At 63.4% G+C, this 22600-nt stretch carries 26 protein-coding genes and 1 other RNA gene; 18 read left to right on the plus strand and 9 right to left on the minus strand.

The window, feature by feature from the left end; all coding sequences use genetic code 11:
- Positions 1-114: 114 nt before the first annotated feature.
- The 4 genes from lptB to IPF49_13640 all read right to left on the minus strand — a co-directional run bounded on the left by lptB (position 115) and on the right by IPF49_13640 (position 2993).
- Entirely contained in the window at positions 115-840 is a 726-nt protein-coding gene (gene lptB, locus IPF49_13625; protein ID MBK6288645.1) for an LPS export ABC transporter ATP-binding protein, read from the minus strand.
- The gene (gene lptA / locus IPF49_13630) at positions 827-1384 is read right to left on the minus strand and encodes a lipopolysaccharide transport periplasmic protein LptA (GenBank protein ID MBK6288646.1); all 558 of its coding nucleotides are present in this window, start codon (positions 1382-1384) and stop codon (positions 827-829) included. Before lptA ends, lptB begins: the two co-directional genes overlap by 14 nt.
- A gap of 74 nt (positions 1385-1458) precedes the next feature.
- Positions 1459-1998, minus strand: a complete 540-nt coding sequence (locus IPF49_13635; protein MBK6288647.1) for an HAD hydrolase family protein — start codon at positions 1996-1998, stop codon at positions 1459-1461.
- Positions 1999-2021: 23 nt separating this feature from the next.
- Entirely contained in the window at positions 2022-2993 is a 972-nt protein-coding gene (locus IPF49_13640) for a KpsF/GutQ family sugar-phosphate isomerase (GenBank protein ID MBK6288648.1), read from the minus strand.
- 245 nt (positions 2994-3238) lie between these two features.
- Here IPF49_13640 and IPF49_13645 point away from each other — a divergent pair, with 245 nt between their 5' ends.
- Genes IPF49_13645 through IPF49_13670 form a run of 6 tightly spaced genes read left to right on the plus strand, consistent with a single transcriptional unit; the run spans position 3239 to position 8600 of the window.
- Positions 3239-3916 (plus strand): ABC transporter substrate-binding protein, encoded by a 678-nt coding sequence (locus IPF49_13645; GenBank protein ID MBK6288649.1) that lies wholly within the window; start codon positions 3239-3241, stop codon positions 3914-3916.
- Positions 3917-3965: 49 nt separating this feature from the next.
- A complete protein-coding gene (locus tag IPF49_13650) occupies positions 3966-4220 on the plus strand; it encodes a BolA/IbaG family iron-sulfur metabolism protein (GenBank protein ID MBK6288650.1) in 255 nt (84 codons plus the stop codon).
- A gap of 21 nt (positions 4221-4241) precedes the next feature.
- Positions 4242-5504: a UDP-N-acetylglucosamine 1-carboxyvinyltransferase gene (gene murA, locus IPF49_13655; GenBank protein MBK6288651.1), complete on the plus strand. Its 1263-nt coding sequence runs from the start codon at positions 4242-4244 to the stop codon at positions 5502-5504.
- Positions 5501-6181 (plus strand): ATP phosphoribosyltransferase, encoded by a 681-nt coding sequence (locus IPF49_13660; protein MBK6288652.1) that lies wholly within the window; start codon positions 5501-5503, stop codon positions 6179-6181. Before murA ends, IPF49_13660 begins: the two co-directional genes overlap by 4 nt.
- Entirely contained in the window at positions 6178-7482 is a 1305-nt protein-coding gene (hisD, locus tag IPF49_13665; GenBank protein ID MBK6288653.1) for a histidinol dehydrogenase, read from the plus strand. The genes IPF49_13660 and hisD overlap by 4 nt, the downstream gene beginning before the upstream one ends.
- A gap of 8 nt (positions 7483-7490) precedes the next feature.
- Positions 7491-8600, plus strand: a complete 1110-nt coding sequence (locus IPF49_13670) for a histidinol-phosphate transaminase (protein MBK6288654.1) — start codon at positions 7491-7493, stop codon at positions 8598-8600.
- Here IPF49_13670 and IPF49_13675 read toward each other — a convergent pair.
- Positions 8566-9660 carry a trypsin-like peptidase domain-containing protein gene (locus tag IPF49_13675; protein MBK6288655.1) on the minus strand — a complete coding sequence of 365 codons (1095 nt, stop codon included), beginning with the start codon at positions 9658-9660 and terminating at the stop codon, positions 8566-8568. The two genes, IPF49_13670 and IPF49_13675, sit on opposite strands and share 35 nt — an antisense overlap.
- A gap of 50 nt (positions 9661-9710) precedes the next feature.
- Entirely contained in the window at positions 9711-10148 is a 438-nt protein-coding gene (locus tag IPF49_13680; GenBank protein MBK6288656.1) for a DUF1043 family protein, read from the minus strand.
- 152 nt (positions 10149-10300) lie between these two features.
- Here IPF49_13680 and IPF49_13685 point away from each other — a divergent pair, with 152 nt between their 5' ends.
- From IPF49_13685 to IPF49_13715, 7 genes are all read left to right on the plus strand, one after another.
- The gene (locus IPF49_13685) at positions 10301-11401 is read left to right on the plus strand and encodes an AFG1 family ATPase (GenBank protein MBK6288657.1); all 1101 of its coding nucleotides are present in this window, start codon (positions 10301-10303) and stop codon (positions 11399-11401) included.
- Between the two features lie 107 nt (positions 11402-11508).
- Positions 11509-11937, plus strand: a complete 429-nt coding sequence (rplM, locus tag IPF49_13690) for a 50S ribosomal protein L13 (GenBank protein ID MBK6288658.1) — start codon at positions 11509-11511, stop codon at positions 11935-11937.
- 6 nt (positions 11938-11943) lie between these two features.
- Entirely contained in the window at positions 11944-12336 is a 393-nt protein-coding gene (gene rpsI / locus IPF49_13695; GenBank protein MBK6288659.1) for a 30S ribosomal protein S9, read from the plus strand.
- Between the two features lie 204 nt (positions 12337-12540).
- Complete coding sequence (gene petA / locus IPF49_13700) at positions 12541-13137, plus strand: ubiquinol-cytochrome c reductase iron-sulfur subunit (protein ID MBK6288660.1); 597 nt, start codon at positions 12541-12543, stop codon at positions 13135-13137.
- Positions 13134-15176, plus strand: coding sequence for a ubiquinol-cytochrome c reductase (locus IPF49_13705; protein MBK6288661.1), 2043 nt, complete (start codon positions 13134-13136; stop codon positions 15174-15176). The genes petA and IPF49_13705 overlap by 4 nt, the downstream gene beginning before the upstream one ends.
- A 40-nt stretch (positions 15177-15216) precedes the next feature.
- Positions 15217-15876 carry a glutathione S-transferase N-terminal domain-containing protein gene (locus IPF49_13710; GenBank protein ID MBK6288662.1) on the plus strand — a complete coding sequence of 220 codons (660 nt, stop codon included), beginning with the start codon at positions 15217-15219 and terminating at the stop codon, positions 15874-15876.
- 45 nt (positions 15877-15921) lie between these two features.
- Positions 15922-16296 carry a ClpXP protease specificity-enhancing factor gene (locus IPF49_13715; protein MBK6288663.1) on the plus strand — a complete coding sequence of 125 codons (375 nt, stop codon included), beginning with the start codon at positions 15922-15924 and terminating at the stop codon, positions 16294-16296.
- A 2-nt stretch (positions 16297-16298) separates the two neighbouring features.
- On the opposite strand, the gene IPF49_13720 is transcribed toward IPF49_13715, so the two are convergent.
- The 3 genes from IPF49_13720 to IPF49_13730 are packed head-to-tail and all read right to left on the minus strand — an operon-like array spanning position 16299 to position 19178.
- A complete protein-coding gene (locus tag IPF49_13720) occupies positions 16299-16892 on the minus strand; it encodes an SIS domain-containing protein (GenBank protein ID MBK6288664.1) in 594 nt (197 codons plus the stop codon).
- Positions 16885-17289 (minus strand): YraN family protein, encoded by a 405-nt coding sequence (locus IPF49_13725; GenBank protein MBK6288665.1) that lies wholly within the window; start codon positions 17287-17289, stop codon positions 16885-16887. The genes IPF49_13720 and IPF49_13725 overlap by 8 nt, the downstream gene beginning before the upstream one ends.
- Entirely contained in the window at positions 17229-19178 is a 1950-nt protein-coding gene (locus IPF49_13730) for a penicillin-binding protein activator (protein MBK6288666.1), read from the minus strand. Before IPF49_13730 ends, IPF49_13725 begins: the two co-directional genes overlap by 61 nt.
- 88 nt (positions 19179-19266) lie before the next feature.
- Between IPF49_13730 and rsmI the strand changes: the two genes are divergently transcribed.
- The 5 genes from rsmI to ftsL all read left to right on the plus strand — a co-directional run bounded on the left by rsmI (position 19267) and on the right by ftsL (position 22569).
- Complete coding sequence (rsmI, locus tag IPF49_13735) at positions 19267-20100, plus strand: 16S rRNA (cytidine(1402)-2'-O)-methyltransferase (GenBank protein ID MBK6288667.1); 834 nt, start codon at positions 19267-19269, stop codon at positions 20098-20100.
- A 23-nt stretch (positions 20101-20123) separates the two neighbouring features.
- An RNA gene (gene rnpB, locus IPF49_13740) (RNase P RNA component class A) lies at positions 20124-20531 on the plus strand.
- Positions 20532-20841: 310 nt separating this feature from the next.
- Complete coding sequence (gene mraZ, locus IPF49_13745) at positions 20842-21297, plus strand: division/cell wall cluster transcriptional repressor MraZ (protein MBK6288668.1); 456 nt, start codon at positions 20842-20844, stop codon at positions 21295-21297.
- Positions 21298-21332: 35 nt separating this feature from the next.
- On the plus strand, positions 21333-22262 hold the full coding sequence (rsmH, locus tag IPF49_13750; GenBank protein ID MBK6288669.1) for a 16S rRNA (cytosine(1402)-N(4))-methyltransferase RsmH: 930 nt from the start codon (positions 21333-21335) through the stop codon (positions 22260-22262).
- Positions 22255-22569 carry a cell division protein FtsL gene (gene ftsL / locus IPF49_13755; protein ID MBK6288670.1) on the plus strand — a complete coding sequence of 105 codons (315 nt, stop codon included), beginning with the start codon at positions 22255-22257 and terminating at the stop codon, positions 22567-22569. The genes rsmH and ftsL overlap by 8 nt, the downstream gene beginning before the upstream one ends.
- The last annotated feature ends 31 nt before the right edge of the window (positions 22570-22600 follow it).

Raw genomic sequence — 22600 nt, forward strand, 5'->3', positions numbered from 1 at the left:
CTTCGTCAGGGCTCCGTCTTGGGGCGGAGGGCGCTCGGCGGCCCGGAAAATGGCTGGTCCCGAGAGTGTAGTCGTGGCGCCTTGGCCATGCAACGCCCGCGCCACAAATAGATTTCACATGCGAAACTGCTGCCCGAGATAGACCTCGCGGACCTTGTCATTGGTGAGGATGGCGGTGGCATCGCCCTCGGTGATGATATGCCCCTCGCCGACGATATAGGCGCGTTCGCATATGTCGAGCGTTTCACGTACGTTGTGGTCCGTGATCAGCACGCCGATGCCGCGCCGCTGCAGGTGCTTGATGATTTCCTTGATGTCATTGACCGAGATCGGGTCAACTCCCGCGAAAGGCTCGTCGAGCAGGATGAAGGCCGGGTCGCTGGCGAGGGCGCGCGCTATTTCCACCCGCCGCCGCTCGCCTCCCGAGAGGGCGATACCGCGCGAATCGCGCAGATGCGTGAGATTGAACTCCTGCAGCAACTCCTCGAGCTTCTCGGTCATTCGCTCCCGCCCCAGCGAGCGCCTCGTCTGCAGGATGGCAAGTATGTTCTCCTCGACGCTGAGGCGCCGGAACACCGAGGCTTCCTGGGGGAGATAGCCGATGCCCTTGCGTGCCCGTCCGTGCATGGGCAGGTGCGTGAGATCCTCTCCGTCGAGCAGGATGCGGCCCGAATCGGCCGGGATGATCCCGAGGATCATGTAGAAGCAGGTGGTCTTTCCGGCTCCGTTTGGTCCCAGCAGGCCAACGATCTGCCCGCTGTCCATGGTCAGGGAAACGTCGCGGATGACTTTGCGGCCGCGGTATGCCTTGGCCAGGTTGAGCGCCTCAAGACGCGCCATTGTCCGGGCTCGCGGCAGGTGGTGTGACGGTTTCGGGGGCGGTTTCGGGCGCGCTGTTGCGCCGTGGCGGGATGATCGTCTCCACGCGCGGCTGCCCCGATGCGGCGCTGCCTGCGCTGGCCTTGACGCGTTGCTCCTTGATGTAATAAACGATTCGCTCGCCGGTAACCGTCGATCCCTCCTGGGTTACCGTGGCCTTTTCGAGCAGGGTCAGGACTTCGCCTTTCACGTCGTACTGTATGTTGCGGGCCCGGGCGTAGACGGGCTCGCGGTCCACGGCCGGTTTCTGGTGCATCTTTGCGGGCGAGCCGGTGGCCACGATCTCGCTCACCTCGTCATCGGTGCTGCGGATGGTCACGCGCTCGGCGGAGATGTGCAGGCTTCCCTGGTCGATTTCGACATCGCCGGTGTATACGGTGGTTCCCTTGCGCTCGTCACGCTCGGCACGGTCCGACTGGATGTAGATCGCCTGGTCGCGATCCTCAGGCAGCGCGAGCGCAGCCACCGAGGACAGCAAACCTGCCAGTCCCGCGAACAACGTCACGGCGCGGAGCCAGGGGCGACAAGGTGCAGAAAACGCATGACTCACTGCTAACAATCCTCGTGATTCCAGAATGATCAAGGGCCGGGGGCAAGCAGGTAGGCTTCGATCGCACTTTCCCAGGCGCCGCGCGCACGCAGCAGCATCTCGCAGGCTTCGCGCACGGCACCCTCGCCGCCACGGGCGCTGCTCTGCCATGCGACGCGCCGTGCCACCTCGCTGCTGGCGTTGGCCACGGTCATACCCAGCCCGACCGCGAGCAACGCCCCGAGGTCGGGCAAATCATCGCCCATATACGCCGTTTCCGCGAGCGAGATTCCTGTTTCGCGCAACAACTCCAGCAATGCGGCCAGTTTGTCCTCGCGTCCCTGCAGGCAGTGGTCGATGCCGAGTTCGCGGGCGCGGCGGGTCACCATGTCCGATTTGCGGGCGGTAATGATCGCCACGCTGATGCCGTGCCGGCGCACCAGCTTTATGCCAAGACCGTCGAGTATCGAAAAACTTTTCAGCTCCTCGCCGGTGCTGGTGTAATGGATGCGTCCGTCGGTGAGAACACCATCCACATCGAGCGCCAGCAACCTGATGCCGGCGGCTGCGGACAACAGTTCTGCGTCCATGGGGGCCTGGCCTCGTTGCATGTTCAGGCGATCCCCGCCTGGAGCAGGTCGTGCAAATGGATCACCCCGGTAGGTCGTCGCTCCCCGTCGATCACCACGAGTACGGTGATCTTGCACTCCTCCATGATGTGCAACGCTTCGGCGGCCAGCATTTCGCGAGTCACGGTCTTGCAGCGCGCGGACATGAAATCCGCAAGCCGGGTCGAATGAACGTCGATGCCGCGATCGAGCGCGCGGCGCAGGTCACCGTCAGTGAATATACCCAGCAACCGGCCCTCGACGTCGGTTACGGTGGTCATGCCAAAACCCTTGGCGGTCATTTCCAGCAGGGCCTCGCGCATGATCGTTTCCGGCGAAACGCTGGGGATCTCGCGACCCCGGTGCATGATGTCGGCGACTTTCAGCAGCAGGCGGCGGCCCAGTGCGCCGCCGGGATGCGAGAACGCGAAGTCTTCGACGGAAAATCCCCGTGCTTCCAGCAGCGCAATGGCCAGCGCATCGCCCAGCACCAATGCCACCGTGGTGCTGGATGTAGGGGCGAGATCGAGCGGGCAAGCCTCGGCTTCGACTCCCGCATCGAGGTTCACGTCGGCCAGCTGCGCCAGGGTCGATTCGGGCTTGCCGGTCATTGCAATGAGCTTGGCCCCCATGCGCTTGATCAGCGGAACGATGGTGAGAATCTCCGGCGTGGACCCCGAATTCGACAGCGCGAGAACCACATCCTTGCCGGTAATCATGCCCAGGTCGCCGTGGCTGGCCTCTCCGGGATGAACGTAGAAGGCCGGCGTGCCGGTACTTGCCAGGGTTGCGGCGATCTTGTTGCCGATATGACCGGACTTGCCCATGCCGGTGACCACTACCCGCCCGCCGCAGGCGAGCATGATGTCGCAGGCCCTGACGAAAGAGCCGTCGATGCGTGTCTGCAGTTGGGTCACGGCCGCGATTTCCATGGCCACCGTGCGCTGGGCCGATTCGAGGTACGAGAGGCTTGTCATGTCACCGCTTTCCGTATCGTGGTCCGGTCGTCGTGACGGCTGGTTTGCGAGCCCGGATGTTCCCCGGTGCCTGCCGGCACCTCGGGTGCCGTGATCGGGCAATATCGCACTTTGGCGGGCAATTGGCGGTGAAAGTCACGCACGCGGGTGTTCACTGGGGTTCCGTCGGGCGGGTATGATAACGGGTTTCCGGAACCAATGCGCCAGCATCATGCCGGAGCAAGCGGCTATCGAGGGAGGCTGAAATGAGGAGGCGGAGCAACTGGATCCGGATCGCGGGCAGCCTGCTGCTGATGGTGGCCCTGAACCAGCAGGCATTGGCCGGCAGCCCGGCCGAACCCGATGCCGCGATCCGTGCGGCAACCGAAAACCTGCTCCAGATAGTCGACGGTGCGCGCGGGTACTTCGACCGCGATCCCGAGCGCTATTACGCCGAGGTCGATTCCGCGATCGCCCCCGTGGTCGATTTTTACAGCTTTTCGCGCGGCGTGATGGGGCGCTGGGGCAGCAAGGCCTACTATGAATCGCTGGGCGCGCCGGAGAAAAAGCGCTACCAGGACCAGGTCGGGCGCTTTGTGCGGGTTTTCCGCCAGGGCCTGGTGCGCACCTACAGCAAGGGGCTCATGGCTTTCAGCGGCGAAACCATCGAGGTTCACAGCGCAAAGCCGGAAGAAATTGCAACCGGAGTGGCCACCGTGGTGCAGGTGATTCATGGACGCGACGGTAACCAGTACGTGATTCGTTACAAGATGCGCAAGGATCCGGACCAGAACTGGAGGGTGCGCAACGTGACGCTCGACACGCTCAATCTCGGCAAGGTCTACCAGAGTCAGTTTGCCTCTGCGGCGGGGAAATTCGGTGGTGACATCGATGCGGTAATCGAGAACTGGTCGGTCGTTCCGGAGACCGGGCGGAAGCAGTGAGCAAAATGTCCGGGCATCGGATCCGGCATGGCAGGGAGTGTCGAGCAGCATGAGTGAAGACGAAATCAGGGATCTGGTGCTTGCCGGCATGCCCGGTGCGCGCGTGGATGTTGGCGGCGATGGCTATCACATCGACATCACCGTGGTCAGCGAGGCGTTTGCAGGGCTGACGCGGGTGCGTCGCCAGCAGCTCGTGTACGCGGCCCTGGCTGATCCTATCCGCACCGGCGCGCTGCACGCGGTGAATATCAGCACGCTGACCGCTGCCGAATGGGGTGCCGCACATCCCGGATCAACGCCCTGAGGGGGGCGGGAAGCACCACCGATGGACAGGTTTTCCATACGCGGAGGCACCCGCCTCGATGGCGAAATCCGCATTTCCGGCGCCAAGAATGCCGCGCTGCCGATTCTGGCGGCAACCCTGCTGACGCCGGACCCGGTGCGTATCGGCAACGTGCCGCGCCTGCGCGATATCACGACGATGATAAAGCTGCTCTCGAGCATGGGAGTGGAACTGCGTGCCGATGAGCACGGAGAGGTGCTGGCGTGCGCGGCGCGAGTCACCGATTTCAGCGCACCTTATGAACTGGTCAAGACGATGCGCGCCTCGATCCTGGTGCTCGGCCCGATGCTGGCGCGCTTTGGTCGCGCCCATGTGTCGTTTCCCGGCGGATGTGCGATCGGTTCACGCCCGATCGATCTGCATCTGCACGGATTGCAGGCGATGGGGGCGCAGATTGAGATCGACGGGGGTTATATAAATGCCCGCGTCACGGGGCGCCTGCGTGGCGCGCATATCCTGTTCGACAAGGTCACCGTCGGGGGCACCGAAAACCTGTTGATGGCCGCTTGTCTGGCCGATGGCCGCACGGTCCTCGAGAACGCGGCCCGCGAACCCGAGATCGTCGATCTCGCGCACTGTCTTCAGGCAATGGGGGCGTGTATCAGCGGAGCGGGAAGCGATACCCTGGTGGTGGACGGAGCGGAACAGCTGAAGGGATGCGCATATCCGGTCATGCCCGACCGCATCGAAACCGGAACGTTTCTGGTCGCGGCGGCGGCTACCCGTGGACGGGTGCGATTGCTGGGGACGCGTTCCGATACCCTGGAGGCGGTGCTGGTCAAACTCGCCGAGACCGGCGCGCGTATCGAGCACGGACCGGACTGGATAGAGCTCGATATGGCAGGCAAGCGGCCGCGAGCGGTCAGTATCCGTACCGCGCCCTACCCGGCGTTTCCAACCGATATGCAGGCGCAGTTCACGGCGATGAACGCGGTTGCCGAGGGCAGCAGCACGGTCATCGAGACGATTTTCGAGAATCGCCTGATTCAGGTCCACGAGATGAACCGCATGGGTGCGCGTATCGGTGTCGAGGGGCATACAGCCATCGTGGAAGGCATGCCGAGTCTCAAGGGAGCCCCGGTAATGGCCAGCGATTTGCGTGCCTCGGCGAGCCTGGTGATCGCAGGGCTGGTTGCGGAGGGTGAAACCGTGATCGAGCGGATCTACCACATCGATCGCGGCTACGAATGCATCGAGCAGAAACTGCAACAGCTCGGTGCCGATATCCGGAGGCTCTGCGCATGAGTCTGCAAGCGGTGGCACGGCCACTCACGCTGGCGTTGACACGCGGGCGAATCCTGAAGGAATGCCTGCCGCTGCTGGCGCGCGCCGGGATCGCCCCGGAAGAGGATCCCGGTTCCAGCCGCAAGCTGGTCATCACCACCAGCCACCCTGGGGTGCGTTTGCTGGTGCTGCGGGGCTCCGATGTGCCCGTTTACGTTCGTCATGGTGCGGCGGACGCGGGAGTCGTCGGGCGCGATGTGCTGCTCGAAACCGGCAGTGAGGGTTTGTACGAGCCGCTCGATCTGGGTATTGCGCGTTGCCGGCTGATGACAGCAGGCCTGGTTGGGCGCACGGCGCTGCCGGGCAGGGTTCGGGTAGCGACCAAATTCGTGAACGTGGCGCGACGGTTCTACGCGGCGCAGGGCCGGCAGGTCGACATCATCAAGCTCTCCGGGGCGATGGAGCTGGCTCCCGTGCTGGGGCTGGCCGAACGCATCGTCGATATCGTGGATACCGGCAACACGCTGCGTGCCAACGGTCTCGAGCCGATCGAAGTCATCGCACAGATCAGTTCGCGGCTGGTGGTGAACAAGGCGTCGATGAAATTGCATCCGGGACCGCTGCGCGAACTGGTGGAGCAACTTTCCGATGCGGTGCGCGCGGCGGCAGCGCAAACGCCGGGAAATAGCCGGCAATGATGCGCCGGCTCGATGCCACGACCCCGCTGTTCGATGCAGCGCTCGACCAGCTGCTCGAGTTCGTGGTTGCGCGCGATCCACAGGTCGTGACCACGGTCAGCGCGATCATCGATGCAGTGCAGCGGCGCGGCGATGCGGCGCTGCTCGAATACACCAACCGCTATGATCAGCGCGAGATCGAGGATGCGACCCTGCTCGAAGTGCCGGTGCCGAGGCTGGCGCAGGCGCTGGATCGTATCGAGCCGGCGCAGCGCGAGGCATTGCGCGAGGCCGCCGTGCGCATCGATGAATTTCATCGCCGGCAACGGCAGGAGTCGTGGCAATACCACGATGCCGGGGGCACGTTGCTCGGTCAGCGGGTGACGCCGCTCGACAGCGTGGGCGTCTACGTGCCGGGCGGCAAGGCGAGTTATCCCTCCTCGGTGCTGATGAACTGCATCCCGGCCCGGGTTGCCGGTGTCGGACAACTGGTCATGACCGTGCCGGCACCGCACGGCAAATTGAGCGACGTGGTGCTGGCGGCGGCAAGCATCGCGGGTGTCGACCGCGTGTTCGAGGTCGGTGGCGCGCAAGCCATTGCGGCGCTTGCGTTCGGCACTGCCGTGGTGCCGCGCGTCGACAAGATCGTGGGTCCCGGCAATGTCTACGTGGCCGAAGCCAAGAGGCAGCTGTTCGGACGGGTGGGTATCGACATGATTGCGGGGCCGTCCGAGATCGTGGTGATCTGCGACGGCGCGACCGATCCGCGATGGATCTGTCTCGATCTGTTCTCGCAGGCCGAGCATGACGAGAACGCGCAGGCGATACTGATCAGCCCCGATGCCGCGTTTCTCGACCGGGTGGAGCGCGTCATGGAGCAACTCCTGCCGGAGATGGAGCGCGCGGAAATCATCGCACGTTCGCTGTCCGGACGCGGTGCGCTGATTCTTTGTCATGATCTCGCGCATGCGGCGCGGATCAGCAACCGGATTGCACCCGAGCATCTCGAGCTGTCGGTCGCCGACCCGGACGCGCTGCTCACCGGTATCCGCCACGCCGGCGCGATATTCCTCGGTCGCAACACCTCGGAGGCCATCGGCGATTATTGCGCCGGTCCCAGCCACGTGCTGCCGACTTCGGGCACCGCACGGTTTTTTTCCCCGCTCGGAGTCCATGATTTCCAGAAACGCAGTTCCCTGATCGGTTGCACGCCTGCCGGTGCGCGCAGCCTCGGGAAGCTGGCGCGCACGCTTGCGCAGGCGGAGTCCCTGCAGGCGCACGCGCTGGCGGCGGACGCCCGTTGCGAGAGTCCGGGGCAGTGAGCCGCGGGATCGGGGAGTACATCGCGCGGCTGGTGCGCGCCGAGGTGCGTGCCGCCGCCGGCTACCATGTTCCGGATTCGCGGGGCATGGTGAAACTGGATGCGATGGAGAATCCTTTCCCATGGCCGGAAGTGGTCCGCGATGCGCTGGGCGAGCGGATTCGCGATGTGGAGTTCAACCGCTATCCGGACCCGCAGGCCTCGACCCTCAAAGCGCGTATGCGCGCGGCGCTCGGCATCGATCCGCGCTGGGAGCTCCTGCTCGGCAACGGCTCGGACGAGATAATCCAGATGCTGGTGACCGCGCTTGCCGGCCCAGGCTGCAGGGTGCTTGCGCCTGCGCCTTCGTTCGTGATGTTTCGCCTGATCGCGCAATGGTCGGGCGTCGGCTTCGACGAGGTGCCGCTCGGTGATGATTTCACGCTCGACGTGGCGGCGATGCTCGCTGCGATGGAGCGCCACCAGCCACGGCTGATTTTCCTGGCCTGCCCCAACAACCCCACCGGCAACCTGTTTGACGAGGCGGCACTGCGCACCATCCTCGAGGCGAGCACCGGGCTGGTGGTCATCGATGAGGCGTACTCGGCGTTTTCCACCCGCGACCATCTGTCCTGGCTGGCCGAATATCCGAACCTGCTGATCATGCGAACCCTGTCGAAGCTCGGGTTTGCCGCATTGCGCCTCGGTTACCTGGTCGGGGACCCGCGCTGGATCACCGAACTGGACAAGGTACGCCTGCCCTACAATATCGGCACACTGAATCAGTTGGCGGCCAGCGTGGCCCTCGAACATTTCGGATTGCTGCTGGAACAGAGCCGTACGCTGGTGCGCGAGCGCGAACGCGTCTACGGCTTGCTGCAAGCCGATTCACGACTGCATTGCTGGCCGAGCGATGCCAACTTCATCCTGGCGCGAATCGTCGCGGGAGACGCGGTCGGGGCTCATGCGGCGTTGCGCGAGCGGGGAGTGCTGGTGAAGTGCCTGCATGGCACTCACCCGACGTTGACCGAGTGCCTGCGGTTTACCGTGGGAAGCCGGGCCGAGAACGACCGCTTGCTGGCCGAACTCGACGGGGCGCTCGGGCTCAGGGATGCTGACCCAGCGTCCCGCGCAGATTGATGCGCCGGTCCGCGCGATAGACTTCGAGCTCGAAGGCATCTCCGGGCGCCATCAGCGCAATGCGGTACATCGCGCTGCGGCCCTGGTGGGTTGGTTTGCCATTTATGGAGACCAGGATGTCGCCGGGCTCCAGCCCCGCGGCTGCGGCCGGGCTGCCCGGTTCGATGGCGCTCACCACGAGGCCCGTGGTGACGGTGTCGCGGTTCTGTACCCGTGCCGGAAGCGGCTGTACTTCCACCCCGAGCCAGCCGCGTACCACGAAGCCATGACTCACGATGTCGCGCAGCGCCTTGATGGCGTAGTCGGCGGGAATTGCCAGGCCAATGCCCTGCGAGCCGCCCGAACGGGAATAGATGGCGGTATTGATCCCGAGCAGGTTGCCGTTGCTGTCGACCAGCGCCCCGCCGGAGTTTCCCGGATTGATCGCGGCGTCGGTCTGGATATAGTTTTCGTAGGTGTTGAGTTGCAGTCCAAAGCGCCCGGTCGCGCTGATGATGCCCTGGGTCACGCTTTGTCCGAAACCGTAGGGGTTGCCGATCGCCAGTACGACATCGCCGACCTCGGCGCTATCCGGGTCGCCGATTGAAACCGGTTTGAGGTCGGGAAGATCGATGTCGAGTACTGCCAGATCGGTGTCAGGATCGGTGCCGATCACGGTTGCCAGCGCCTCGCGGCCATCGGCGAGCAGTACCAGGATTTCGCTGGCACCCTCGATGACGTGGTTGTTGGTGAGCAGGTAGCCGTCTTCGGAAATGATCACGCCCGACCCGAGGCTGCGCTGGATACGCTCGCGCTGGGGTGCTGGACTGCGGTTGAAGAAGCGCCGCAGTACCGGATCGTCGAGGAGCGGGTGGTAGGGGCGGCGCACCACCTTGCTGGTGTAGATGTTCACGACACCCGGGGTTGCGCGTTGCACGGCCGTCGCATAGGAGTCCACCCCGCGTTGCGCGAGATGCGCATGTTCGCCCGGGGTCCCGCGCTGCTGCAGGTATGCGGAAAACAGCAGTGCGGCCAGTAGCCCGCCTGCCACCGGCCAGCCTAGCGATGGGGGCAGTTTCAATGCGTGTCCTCCTGCGATCGAGGCTGTTGCGCGGGCGCCTCCAGGCCCTGTCAGGCGCTGCGCACGCTGTCGAGGTCGTATTCCTCGTTGAGTATGCCAGGCTCCATGGCCGAGCGGCGGGGCGCATAGTCGAGCGGTGGGCTGGTGCTCGGCGCAGCGCCGCGATGGGCGGCGCCGGCGAGGCTGGTGAGCAGCGGCTGCTCGGTATCACCCCCCGCGCACAATCCGACCGCACCATCGGAGAGGTGCTGATGCAGCTCGCGGTAATCCTCGGTGAGGCGATTCACGCGCTCGGCGGTACCGCGGAAATGCTCGTTGACCTCGGTGCGGTATTCCGCCAGCGCGCGCTCGGTATCCGCAAGTTTGCGGGCAAATTCGCGCTGGCGGCGCTCGGCAGGGTCCATCATGCGGTGCATGAACCAGCCGGCCACGGTTCCGAGTCCCAGACAGGCTGCAATGATCAGCCAGAAAGTTGCGGAGCTGTACAAGAGAATCGCTCTCCTTGGTGCTTGTGTGTACGTGTCTGCGAGTATAACCATTCGGGCCACTCCCCGTCGCGTCGCAGGTGGTTGCACAGCGCGGAAGGCGTGGCTACATTTCCGCATCGCCGATGCCATGGGGGCGAGCGAAACAGAGGCATATGGACCCACAGGAACGATACCGCGCCGAGTTGCGGCGCCCCGGCTTCACCTTCGATCCCGCCCAGGAGCTGGCCGTGGGCGAGTTCCAGCGTCTCTACCTGGCACTCACGGCAGGACCGGGCACCGGTCTGCTGAATCGCCTGCTGGCCCGCGTGTCCCCGGCCGCGACGCGGTTCCATGAGCCGGTCAGGGGGCTTTATCTCTGGGGTGGCGTGGGACGCGGCAAAACCTACCTGATGGACCTGTTTTTCGAGTCGCTTGCGCCCGGGAACAAGTTGCGCACCCATTTTCATCGCTTCATGCAGCGGGTGCATCACGAGCTTCGCGATCTGGCGGGGCACAAGAACCCGCTGAAACTGCTCGGAGAGCGTATTGCGCGCGAGACCCGGGTGCTGTGCTTCGATGAGTTCTTCGTGGCGGATATCACCGACGCGATGATTCTTGCGGGCCTGCTCGAGGAATTGTTCGCCCGCGGCGTGACGCTGGTTGCGACTTCCAATGTCGAGCCCGATGGACTGTACCGGGGTGGATTGCAGCGCCAGCGCTTCCTTCCGGCAATCGCCCTGCTCAAACAGCACGCGCGGGTCATCAACGTCGACGGCGGCATCGATCACCGGCTCCGCCTGCTCGAGCAGGCGGAGCTCTTTCATTGCCCGCTCGACGAGCGCGCCGACGAGAGCCTGATGGACAGCTTCAACAGCCTGGCACCGGAACCCGCCACCAAAGGCCAGGTGCTGGAGGTCGAGGGCCGGACGATCGTCACGCGCTATTGCGCCGATGACGTGGTCTGGTTCGAGTTTGCCGAGTTGTGCGACGGTCCGCGCAGCCAGAACGACTATATCGAGCTGGCCCGGGTGTTCCACGCCGTGCTGATCAGCAATGTGCCGGTATTCCGCGCCGAGCAGGACGACCAGGCGCGGCGATTCGTCAACCTGGTCGACGAATTCTACGATCGCAACGTGAAACTGGTGTTGTCGGCCGCGGCGCCGCTCGCGGAGCTTTACCAGGCCACGCATCTTGCTTTCGAGTTCCAGCGCACCGTGAGCCGGCTGATGGAGATGCAGTCGCACGAATACCTGGGGCGTCCCCACCGGCCCTGATTGCGGCTTGCGGTGTGAAAATTCCCGGCACCGGTGTTGCCCGGCCGAAAAGCAATGGTGTAGTATTCGCCCCCTTTTCCGGGCTCATCCCGTCGAGGCTTTATCCGATGAAAACCTATTCCGCCAAACCCGGCGAAATCGAGCACAGCTGGTTCGTGGTCGATGCCAGTGGCAAGACGCTCGGTCGCCTGGCCAGTGCCATCGCCTCGCACCTGCGTGGCAAGCACAAGCCGGAGTTCACGCCGCATGTGGATACCGGTGATTTCGTCGTGGTCGTCAATGCCGGCAAGGTTCATGTAACCGGCAACAAGGCCAAGGACAAGATCTATCACCATCACACCGGCTACCCGGGTGGGCTGAAATCGATCAGTTTCGGGAAACTGATGGAAAAAGCTCCGGAGCAGGCGATTGAAATGGCGGTGAAAGGCATGCTGCCGAAGAATCCGCTGGGCCGGGCCATGGCGCGCAAGCTCAAGGTTTACCCGGGCAGTGAACATCCGCACGCCGCTCAGCAACCGCAAGCACTGGAGATATAAACGCTCATGGCCGTTACGCAATACTACGGAACCGGACGCCGCAAGACCGCAACCGCACGGGTCTTCCTGAGGCCGGGTCGCGGCACGATTTCGATCAACGATCGCCCGCTCGACCAGTACTTTGGCCGGCAGGTGGCACGCATGATCGTGCGCCAGCCCCTCGAGCTGGTAGGTCTGAACGAGAAGTTCGACATCATGGTCTCGGTCTGCGGAGGCGGCAGCTTCGGACAGGCCGGCGCCATCCGTCATGGCATTACGCGCGCCCTGATCGTTTACGATGAAACGCTGAAAGCGTCGTTGCGTCAGCAGGGTTATGTCACCCGTGATGCGCGCGAGGTCGAGCGCAAGAAGGTCGGCCTGCGCAAGGCGCGCAAGCGTCCGCAGTACTCCAAGCGCTGATCGCATCGACGCGCGTCCTGCGGATGCAGGTCGAATCGACGAACGCCCGGAGCCCCGCTGGCCCGGGCGTTTTTTTTTGCCGTACCCGTGATCCATGCCGGTTCGGCAATATCCCTAAATTCCTTGTCAGAAAGCGGAAAATTCTTTAGCATTCCGGGCGTTTTATCCGCGCAGTTTTCAATCCGTGAATGGAGTATCTCCCTCGTGAGTGAGCAAGGTGTTAACAAGGGGAGGCGTCAGTTCCTGACCGCCGCCACCTCGGTTGTTGGGGCGGCGGGCGTGGTCGGAGTTGCCGTGCCGTTTGTGGCCTCGTGGAATCCGAGCGCGAAAGCAAGAGCAGCCGGTGCGCCGGTGCGGGCAGATATCAGCAAGCTCGAACCCGGACAGATGGTCGTCGTTGAATGGCGCGGCAAACCCGTCTACGTGGTGCGGCGTACGCAGGAGTCGCTCGACTCGCTGACCCGCGATACGTCCATGCTGCGCGACCCCGAGTCGCAGGAGTCGGTACAACCGGCCTATGTCGATCCGGAGCAGCGCTCGATCAAGCCGGAGTTCCTGGTGCTGCTTGGCTTGTGCACCCACCTCGGGTGTGCCCCCAAATACCGTCCGGATGTGGGTGCGGCCGACCTGGGCGGCGCCGAGTGGCTTGGCGGATTCTTCTGCCCCTGCCACGGATCCAAATTCGATCTGGCCGGCCGGGTGTTCAAGGGAGTGCCGGCGCCGACCAATCTCGAAGTACCGCCCCATTCCTATGAGGGCGAGCACGTGCTCGTCATCGGTATCGATCAGGAGACCGCATAATGAACTGGTTGATTGGATTGCGGGACTGGGTCGATGCACGCCTGCCGATCGTGCGGGCGTGGGATACCCACATGGCGAAGTACTACGCACCGAAAAACTTCAACCTGTGGTTTTTCTTTGGCGTGCTGTCGCTGCTGGTGCTGGTCAACCAGCTGTTGACCGGTGTCTGGCTCACCATGAGTTTCGAACCCTCTTCCGAGCGTGCGTTTGCCTCGGTCGAGTACATCATGCGCGATGTCGAGTACGGTTGGCTGATCCGCTACATGCACTCGACCGGCGCCTCGGCATTTTTTGCCGTGGTGTATCTCCATATGTTCCGCGGGCTGCTCTATGGTTCCTATCGCAAGCCGCGTGAGCTGGTGTGGATCTTCGGGATGGCAATCTACCTCGCGCTGATGGCCGAAGGCTTCCTCGGTTATGTGCTGCCGTGGGGGCAGATGTCCTACTGGGGCGCGCAGGTCATCATTTCGCTGTTTGGCGCGATCCCGGTTGTCGGTGCGGACCTCGTGCAGTGGATTCGTGGCGACTTCCTGATTTCCGGGGCCACGCTGAACCGGTTTTTCGCGCTGCACGTGGTAGCGGTTCCGATCATCCTGCTGGCACTGGTATTGCTGCATATCCTGGCACTGCACGAGGTCGGGTCGAACAATCCCGATGGCGTGGAGATCAAGAAGAAAAAGGATGCCAACGGCATTCCGCTGGATGGAATCGCGTTTCATCCCTACTACACGGTGCACGATATCGTCGGCGTGGTGGTGTTCCTGTTCGTGTTCTGCACGATCCTGTTTTTCGCGCCGGAAATGGGTGGCTATTTTCTCGAGCATGCCAATTTCGAGCAGGCAAACTCGCTGAAGACGCCGGCGCATATTGCTCCCGTCTGGTATTACACGCCGTTCTATTCGATGTTGCGCGCGGTACCCGACAAGCTGGGCGGTTTTGTGACGATGGCCGCAGCGATAGCGATCATGTTCGTGTTGCCCTGGCTGGATCGCAGCCCGGTCAAGTCGATCCGTTACAAGGGCAACCTCAGCCGTGTCGCGATCGTGGTGTTCTCGGCGTCGTTCATCATTCTCGGTGTGCTGGGCGTCAGGCCGCCGAATCCGGAACGTACAGCCCTGGCACAGGTGTGCACGATCCTGTATTTCGCATTCTTCCTGCTGATGCCGGTCTACACCTCGATCGAGAAAACCCGGCCGGAGCCCGCTCGCGTCACCATGGACGGCGGCATGGGGCCGTGGAAATTCCTTGGTGCCATCGCGCTGGTCGGGTTGCTGGTATTCCTGCCGCTGAAGGCTGTGGGTGCGGAAGCCGAGTTCGATTGCGGGGCCATCCAGTGCGATCATTTCGAAGCCGATCTGCGAGACCAGGCTTCGCTGCAGCGAGGGGCGAAGTATTACCTGGCCTACTGCATGGGCTGCCACTCGCTGAAGTACGCGCGCTACGAGCGCACTGCCAACGATCTCGGCATCCCGCTGGCCGTGGCCGAGCAGTACATGATTTTCGACGATACCAAGATCGGCGACCTGATGGAAAACGCCATGCCGACACCACTCGCGAAGAAGTGGTTCGGCGCGCCGCCGCCGGATCTGACCCTGGTGGCGCGGGCGCGTTCGCCGGAGTGGGTTTACACCTATCTGCGCAATTTCTATCGCGATGATTCGCCGGCCCGTCCATGGGGCGTCAACAACCGGGTGTTCCCGGATGTTGCCATGCCGCATGCGCTGGCCGATTTGCAGGGGTTGCCCGAATGCTCGCCCGGGCCCGTACAGGCCCATAACGGCGGGGTCAAGCGTGATCCGCTCTCGGGGGCGGATCTGCTGGAGAATCCCTGTGGGCGGCTCACGGTCACAGCGGGCGGCTCCATGACCACAGCGGAATTCGATGCGGCCGTCCATGACCTGACCAATTTCCTGGCTTACATCGCGGAACCAATGGCTCTCGAGCGCAAGCGCACGGGTATATACGTGTTGTTGTTCCTGGTGTTTTTCGGCGTGTTCGCCTATCTGCTGAACAGGGAATACTGGAAAGACGTCCACTGAGTCCGGCACGGGTCCGGTCGCGACAAGGCACCAGCAAGCTATGCGAGAACGGAAGGATATCAAGGGGGTTCTCGCAAAGCGGTCGGTCATGACTTTTTTTTCCGATCCGTCGAGCCAGCACAGCCACAGGGTGCGCGTGGTGCTGGCCGAGAAGGGGGTGACGGTCGATCTGATCGAGATCGATCCGCGTGAATATCCGGCGGAACTGGCCGAGATCAATCCTTACTGCAATCTGCCCACGCTCGTCGATCGTGACCTGGTGCTGTTCGAGTCGAAGATCATGATGGAGTATCTCGACGAACGGTTTCCGCATCCGCCACTGATGCCCGTCTATCCGGTGGCGCGTGGTGAATGCCGGCAGTACATGTATCGCATCGAGCGTGACTGGTGCGCACGGGCCGATTTCATCGCTGATCCGGGCAGCAACGACAAGGCCGTGGTGAATGCGCGTCGGGAATTGCTCGATGAGTTCATCTCGATCGCTCCGTTGTTTGGCGACAAACCTTTTTTCATGAGTGAGGAGTTTTCCCTGGTTGACTGTTGCCTTGCGGCGATGTTGTGGAGACTGCCGCTGCTCGGCATTCAATTGCCCAACAGCAAGCAGACCAAGCCGCTGCACGACTACATGAGCCGGATGTTCGCGCGCGAATCGTTCCGGGCCAGCCTTTCCGACGCAGAAAAGGATCTGCGCCGCCGCTGATGCCTTCCGGGGCGCAGGGCCGGTGACAGACAATATGCCATGACGATGAATTCCAGCCGGCCGTATCTGATCAGGGCGCTGTATGAATGGATACTGGACAACGCCTGTACGCCGTATGTGCTGGTCGATGCGGGCGCGCCGGGTGTCGAAGTGCCGCAGCAGTATGTCAAGAACGGCCAGATCGTGCTGAACGTCTCGCCCGGAGCGGTTGCCGATCTGCTGGTGAGTAACGATGACATCCGGTTTCGTGGACGCTTTGGCGGAATCGCCGTGGATGTGATCGCACCGATTGCCGCGGTGCTCGGTATCTATGCACGGGAGAACGGGCAGGGGATGGTGTTCGAGCCGGAGCAGCCACGGCCGCCCGCACCGGATGATGAGCCGCGCGGCGGGAAACCCGCCCTCCGAGTCGTGAAATAGCGTTACGGCGCACCAAACAATTGCCGCTCGATCAGCGCGCACAAGCTGTTGAGGAGCAATAGCTGGCATTCGACAATGCGTGCCGGATCGTCGCTGGGAATACGCAGCTCCAGATCCTCGGGCTCCAGCAGCAAGGCCACGTCGTCGCGTCCGTTCGCGGTGAGCGCGATGACACGCGTTTTGCGCGCCTGGGCGGCGCGCACGGCCTGCACAATGGCGATGCCACTGTGCAGGCCGTTCACCACCAGCAGGGTATCGCCAGGTTGCGCGAGTGCATGGATCTGGCGCGAGTAGATCTCCCCCGCACCGAAGCCTTCCTCGATTGCCCCGACAATCGCGCAGTCGTTGCCTATGGCAAGGACCGGCAACCCGGGGCGCTCCATCTGCTGGCGACTCAGCAGCCCGGTGCAGAAAGCCTGTGCGACCGTGGCGGACATCCCCTGGCCGCAGACCAGCAGTTTGTGCTCGGAGAGCATGGTCTCGCACAGTACCGAAACCGCACGGTGCAGCAGCGGCTGGAGCGTATCCAGCGAGCGGTACACGGTATCGACATGATCGGCAAAGATGGTTTGTAACGGTTCCTCGAATTCATCCATCGCCAAAGATTTCCTGTTCGCCCGACATGATTTCCCGGTGCCATTGTATGATCGGTGGCCCGTTCCCTGCTCCACCATCGATGCCGAACAGATCGAATCGCATCGGGCAATCGCCCAGTTCGGGGTGCCGTCCCAGGTAGATTCGGGCGGCGGCAAGCAGGCGCTGCAGCTTGCGGTAGGTGACGCTCTCGGCGGCGGATCCGAAGCGTGCGCTGCTGCGATGACGTACTTCCACGAACACCAGCACATTCCCGTCGCGCATGATCAGATCGATCTCACCGAAGCGGCAGCGGAAGTTGCGCTGCAGCAGACGCAACCCTGCGTTCTGCAACGTTGCTAGGGCGTGATCCTCGGCGGCGCGTCCCGTGTCTGCGGGGCCTGTTCCTGCGGTTGCCATGCCGTGCCTCCTTCCGTGGACGAGGGGTCAGGGGTCTCGGGCCGCGCCTTCTCGGGTGACGCGGTTCCGTCCGCGAACACATACCATTGACCGCGACGATGAATCCGGCCCTGGGTATCGAGGCTGAGTTCGCCGGTTGCGCCGCCGAGCCCCGCCTCATTCAGCCAGGTGAGCAGGCCCACCCGTGATTGCAGTCGACTTGCGTCGACGCCAAGCGCCACCAGTCGCTCGATCGCACCCGAATAGCCGGCGGCCTGAATGGATCGCCGCAGCGTGGCCTCGGCGCTGGAGAACCAGGGCATGTCGATGAAGCGCAGTGCCTCCAGGTCCTGGTCAGAGCGGTTGCCTGCCACCGCTGCATTGGATTCGCTGGTTGCCCAGAGGGGCAGATCGCCCGCGTAAAGAAACGACAGCAGCGGGCGCACGGAGCGCGCGGCAACCGGGTCTGCAAGCAGCACCGCGAAGTCCAGATCCTGCCGGCGCCGTGGCTCGGACTCGAATTTGAAGCCGAGTGTGCGCGCCAGCATATCGCTGCGCTCGCGACTCTGTGCAACCAGCAACGTACGCTCCAGCTGTACTCGATAGTCGTTCAGATCCCCAAGGTAAAGGGTGTCCAGCACCACCCCGTTTCGCGCCCGCCATTGCTTGTTGAAGTCCTCGACCTGCCTGCGCGCGCGTGGCGAGGCATCCGCCAGCAGCAGCGTGCGGTGCAGGTTGCGGTTGTCGGCTTCCCGCGCAAGCTGCGCGACCTCGTCGCCGGCGTCGAGACCGAACTGGTACAGTTTCGGTAGTGCAAGCGGATTCTCGTTGTCGAAATTCAGCGCAATTGTCGGTACCTGCAGCTCGAGGTTCCCCGCAAACGCCTGCAGATCCTCCTTCAGCAGAGGCCCAATCACCAATTCTGCACCGTCGCTGACGGCGGCGTTGTAGGCGGCAGGGAAACCGCCTTCGGTACTCGTGGTGTCGATCACGGCGAACGGTGGTGCGGATTCGCCTGCTTGCAGCTGGCGATAGTGCTCGGCAAGGTACCCGTGCAGCACTGCGTGTGCACCAGCGCCCGCCGCGCCTCCCAGGGGCAGCAGCAAGGCAATCCGGCGCGGCTGCTTTATGCGCTCGAGGATTTCCGGAGCCAGCTCGCGATAAGCCGGTTCGAGCGAGGGGATCAGCGCATTGCGCTGTTGCCAGTTCTGCAGTTCGGCTCGCTGTGCGTTGGGTCCAGGGCGCAGATCACGCCAGATGCTGGCCAGTTCGAGCCATCCGCGCCAGTCGTCGCTCGTGGCGCTGCCGATCTCGTGCCCGAGCTCGCCCATGTCGACCTGAGACAGCGTTGCGAGTATCGCGCGCGCATTCGCGCGACGCTGCTGTTCGTCACTCATCCAGGCCTGGATCAGGCTTCGTTCGCGGGCGCTTTCAACCGGCCGGTTCAGCGCTTGCAGCGCATCCGCTCGCACCAGCGCCAGATCCACCTGCGTGGCACGCGTGATACCGGCACTTTCGGTCTGCATCGCCGGGTTGTCGAGTCGTGCCAGCGCAGTGGCGGGAGCGGCGTCCTCGATATCGATGCGCGCGAGAAGCACCTGATGGCGCACCCATTGCGGACCTTCGAGCCGGGCGCCCTCGATGCTGGCGAGCAACTCGCGTGCGCGCACGGTGTCGCCGCGATCCGCCAGCTCGGTCGCGGCATCCAGCCGCAGATCGTTGGCGGTGGCCGGATCGCTTCGTGCGGCCCGCGCGAGCAGGCGCTGCACCTCGTCCACGGGTGTCTGGGGTGCCGGCGCAACCACGACCGGTGACGCTGCTTCCTTCGGGGGGCGGTCCGGCTGTTGCGAGCAGGCACACATCAGCAGCGCGATGCCGAGCAGCAGTGACGGTCGGGCAGTATGTTTCATGGCCGGTATACTAGCGCAAACAGGCACGCTGCCGCGCCGGGAAATTCCTTGTGACGGCGCGTGACAGGTTTCTGCACGGAGGTCGCTCTTGCTGTACATCGTGGCCACGCCGATCGGCAATCCGGGCGACCTCTCCGCGCGCGCCGCACAGGTGCTTGGAGACGTCGATCTGATTGCTGCCGAAGACACGCGGCGCTGCAAGCGGTTGCTGGCACATCTCGGCGTTTCCCGACCAGTGCTTGCGTACCACGATCACAGTGATGCGCGGCGGCTGCAATCGCTGCTCGAGAAACTGCTCCGTGGCCAGAACATCGCGTTGGTATCGGATGCCGGCACGCCACTGGTATCGGATCCCGGCTATCGCCTGGTGCGCGCTGCCCTGGATGCGGGGGTGCGGGTGGTGGCGGTGCCTGGTCCTTGCGCCGCGATGGCGGCGCTGAGTGTCGCGGGCCTGCCATCGGACCGTTTCGTGTTCGAGGGTTTTCTGGCGGCGCGCGCCGAGGGCAGGCGTGCGCGGCTCGAGGAACTCGGCGGCGAGACGCGCACGATGATCTTTTACGAATCCCCGAGACGCGTGCTTGCGTCGTTGCGTGACATGGTCGGTGCCTTCGGGGAGGGGCGCGCGGCGGTGGTCGCGCGCGAACTGACCAAGGTGCATGAAACGCTGTTGTGCGGATCGCTGGCGGAACTGGTGACGCGGGTGGCGGCCGATCCCGAGCAGCAACTCGGCGAGATCGTGTTGCTGGTGCACGGTGCGCCGGCGGTCAATGCCGCAGGCGTGGCGGTCGAGGTCAACAGCCTGTTGCGGGCGCTGCTTGCCCGTTTGCCGCTCAAGGAAGCGGTGGCATGCGCCGTGGAGATCAGCGGACGCCCGCGCAACGAACTCTACCGCGCGGCGCTGGAGCTGCGCTGCGATGGTTGATCACGGTGCTATACTCGCGGCGCAGAGTCGGCCGGGCAGTCGCTTCGCACCAAACCCTGGCGCCATGATGCATGGCGGTTCGTGGCGCCAGGGTTTGGTGCGGGGAGGAAAGTCCGGGCTCCACAGGGCAGAGTGCCAGGTAACGCCTGGGGGGTGTGAACCTACGGAAAGTGCAACAGAAAGCAAACCGCCGATGTCGCGTGCGTCTTCGGGCGCCTGTGGCAGGCAAGGGTGAAATGGTGCGGTAAGAGCGCACCGCGCGGCTGGCAACAGGCGTGGCGATGGTAAACCCCACTCGGAGCAAGACCAAATAGGAACCCTTCTGTGCGGCCCGCACAGGGTTCGGGTAGGTCGCTAGAGGCGTGCGGTGACGCACGTCCCAGATGAATGACTGTCCACGACAGAACCCGGCTTACAGGCTGGCTCTGCAAACTCTTTTCTTATTCCCATTCTTGATAAGAACAGGAATAAAAATAATAAAATATTCTTGAATAGAAGAAATTACTTTAACTTAGCCCTGCAACGGCATGTTATCTGTCGGCATGCGCTGCAGGTGTCGCCACCTGCCTGTGTCGAATTCAGCTAAGTCTCTGTTTTTAAATCAATAAATTTGCTCTCGCAGCCCCGCTTTCGGCTTGACACCGGGAACGATCGATTCTTATAGTGTCGAAAAGTGGGACAAAGTGGATAAAAGTGGGAAAACATGGACGTTTATCGGCCTTCGGGGAGTAAGCACTGACCATGTTTCGTGGTGTGCAACATCTCAGTATCGATGCCAAGGGCCGTATGGCGCTGCCTGCGCGTCAGCGTGACCGCTTGCAGACGCTGTGCGCGGGGCAGCTGATTGCCACTATCGATACCCAGAGCCGTTGCCTGCTGCTCTACCCGTTGCCGACCTGGGAAGAACTGGAGAGCCAGATCCAGCAATTACCCACGTTGAACCCTGCCGTGCGTCGCTTTCAGCGCTTGCTGATCGGATACGCGAGCGATCTGGAATGCGATGCCAGTGGGCGCGTGCTGGTGCCACCGGCTTTGCGCGAGTACGCCGGCCTGGACAAGAAGGCGGTGCTGGTCGGACAGGGCAACAAGATGGAGTTGTGGGACGAGGACACATGGCTCGCGGAGCGCGACAAGTGGCTGCAGTCGTCCATCGAGGAAGGTGCGGTTCCAGAAGAAATGTTGCGGCTGTCCCTGTAACGGGACCAGGCATGCTCCAGGGCGGGTTTGGCCAGATGCACACACCGGTAATGCTGCAGGAGGCCGTGGATTTCCTCGTGACCAACAGCACAGGCAAATACGTCGACGCCACATTCGGGCGCGGTGGTCATACCGGCGCAATCCTGGAGCGGCTGGCCGCGCAAGGACGTCTGCTGGCGATAGACAGGGATCCCCAGGCAATTGCCTGGGGCAGCAGCAGGTTTGCGCACGAACCGCGATTGAGTCTGGAGCAGGCATCGTTCGCGGACCTGGGCATGCTGCTCGAGCGTCATGGCCTCGCGGAAGGTGTCGATGGGGTGCTGCTCGATCTCGGGGTTTCGTCGCCGCAACTCGACGATGCCGGGAGAGGATTCAGCTTCATGCAGGACGGTCCGCTCGATATGCGCATGGATCCGGGGCATGGCTTCAGCGCCGCGCAGTGGCTGGCGCGCGCGCGGGCCGAGGAGATCGAAAAGGTGCTGCGTGAATACGGAGAGGAGCGTTTTGCCCGGCGCATGGCCGCCGCGATCGTACGCGAGCGGGCAGTCGCGCCGATCAGCACTACCGCGCGCCTGGCGGAAATCCTCACCCAGGCCAACCCGGCGTGGGAAAAAGGCAAGCATCCCGCGACGCGCGGCTTTCAGGCTATCCGGATTTTCATCAACGGCGAGCTCGAGGCGCTGGCCAGTGCGCTGCAGCAAGCCATGCTTGCCCTCGCCACCGGCGGGCGCCTGGTGGTGATCAGCTTTCATTCGCTCGAGGATCGAATCGTGAAGCGCTTCATGCGCGACAACTCCCGTGCCGCCGGTTACGTCGGCCTGCCTGGATCGATGCAACCGCAATTGCGGCGCATCGGCAAGGCGCTGCGTGCCTCGGGCGAGGAAGTGCGCCACAACCCGCGCGCGCGCAGCGCGGTGTTGCGGGTTGCCGAGAAGCTGCAACCTCGGGTGCCCGCGCATGGCTGACAGGGAGCCGCCAGCGAGCGTGCCGCAGCGCTTTCCGGTGCCCGGGTGGGTGCTGGTGTCGGCGGTGCTGCTGGTGCTGGTCGTGATCTCCTCGTTCGGTGTGATCTACAGCGCGCACAAATCGCGGGAACTGTTCCGTGAGCTCGAGCAGGTGCGGCGTGCCGAAAACGAGATACAGATCGAGTGGCGCCAACTGCTGCTGGAACGCAGCACGCTTTCGGCGCATGCCCGCGTCGAGGCGATGGCGGGCAGCGAATTACAGATGGTCCCGGCAAGCGGGGAACTGCGGATACTGGTGCTCGAGTGAAGCAACGATCAGAACAATCGATCAGCGAATG

This window comes from Gammaproteobacteria bacterium (assembly GCA_016705365.1).
Classification (GTDB): domain Bacteria; phylum Pseudomonadota; class Gammaproteobacteria; order Pseudomonadales; family UBA5518; genus UBA5518.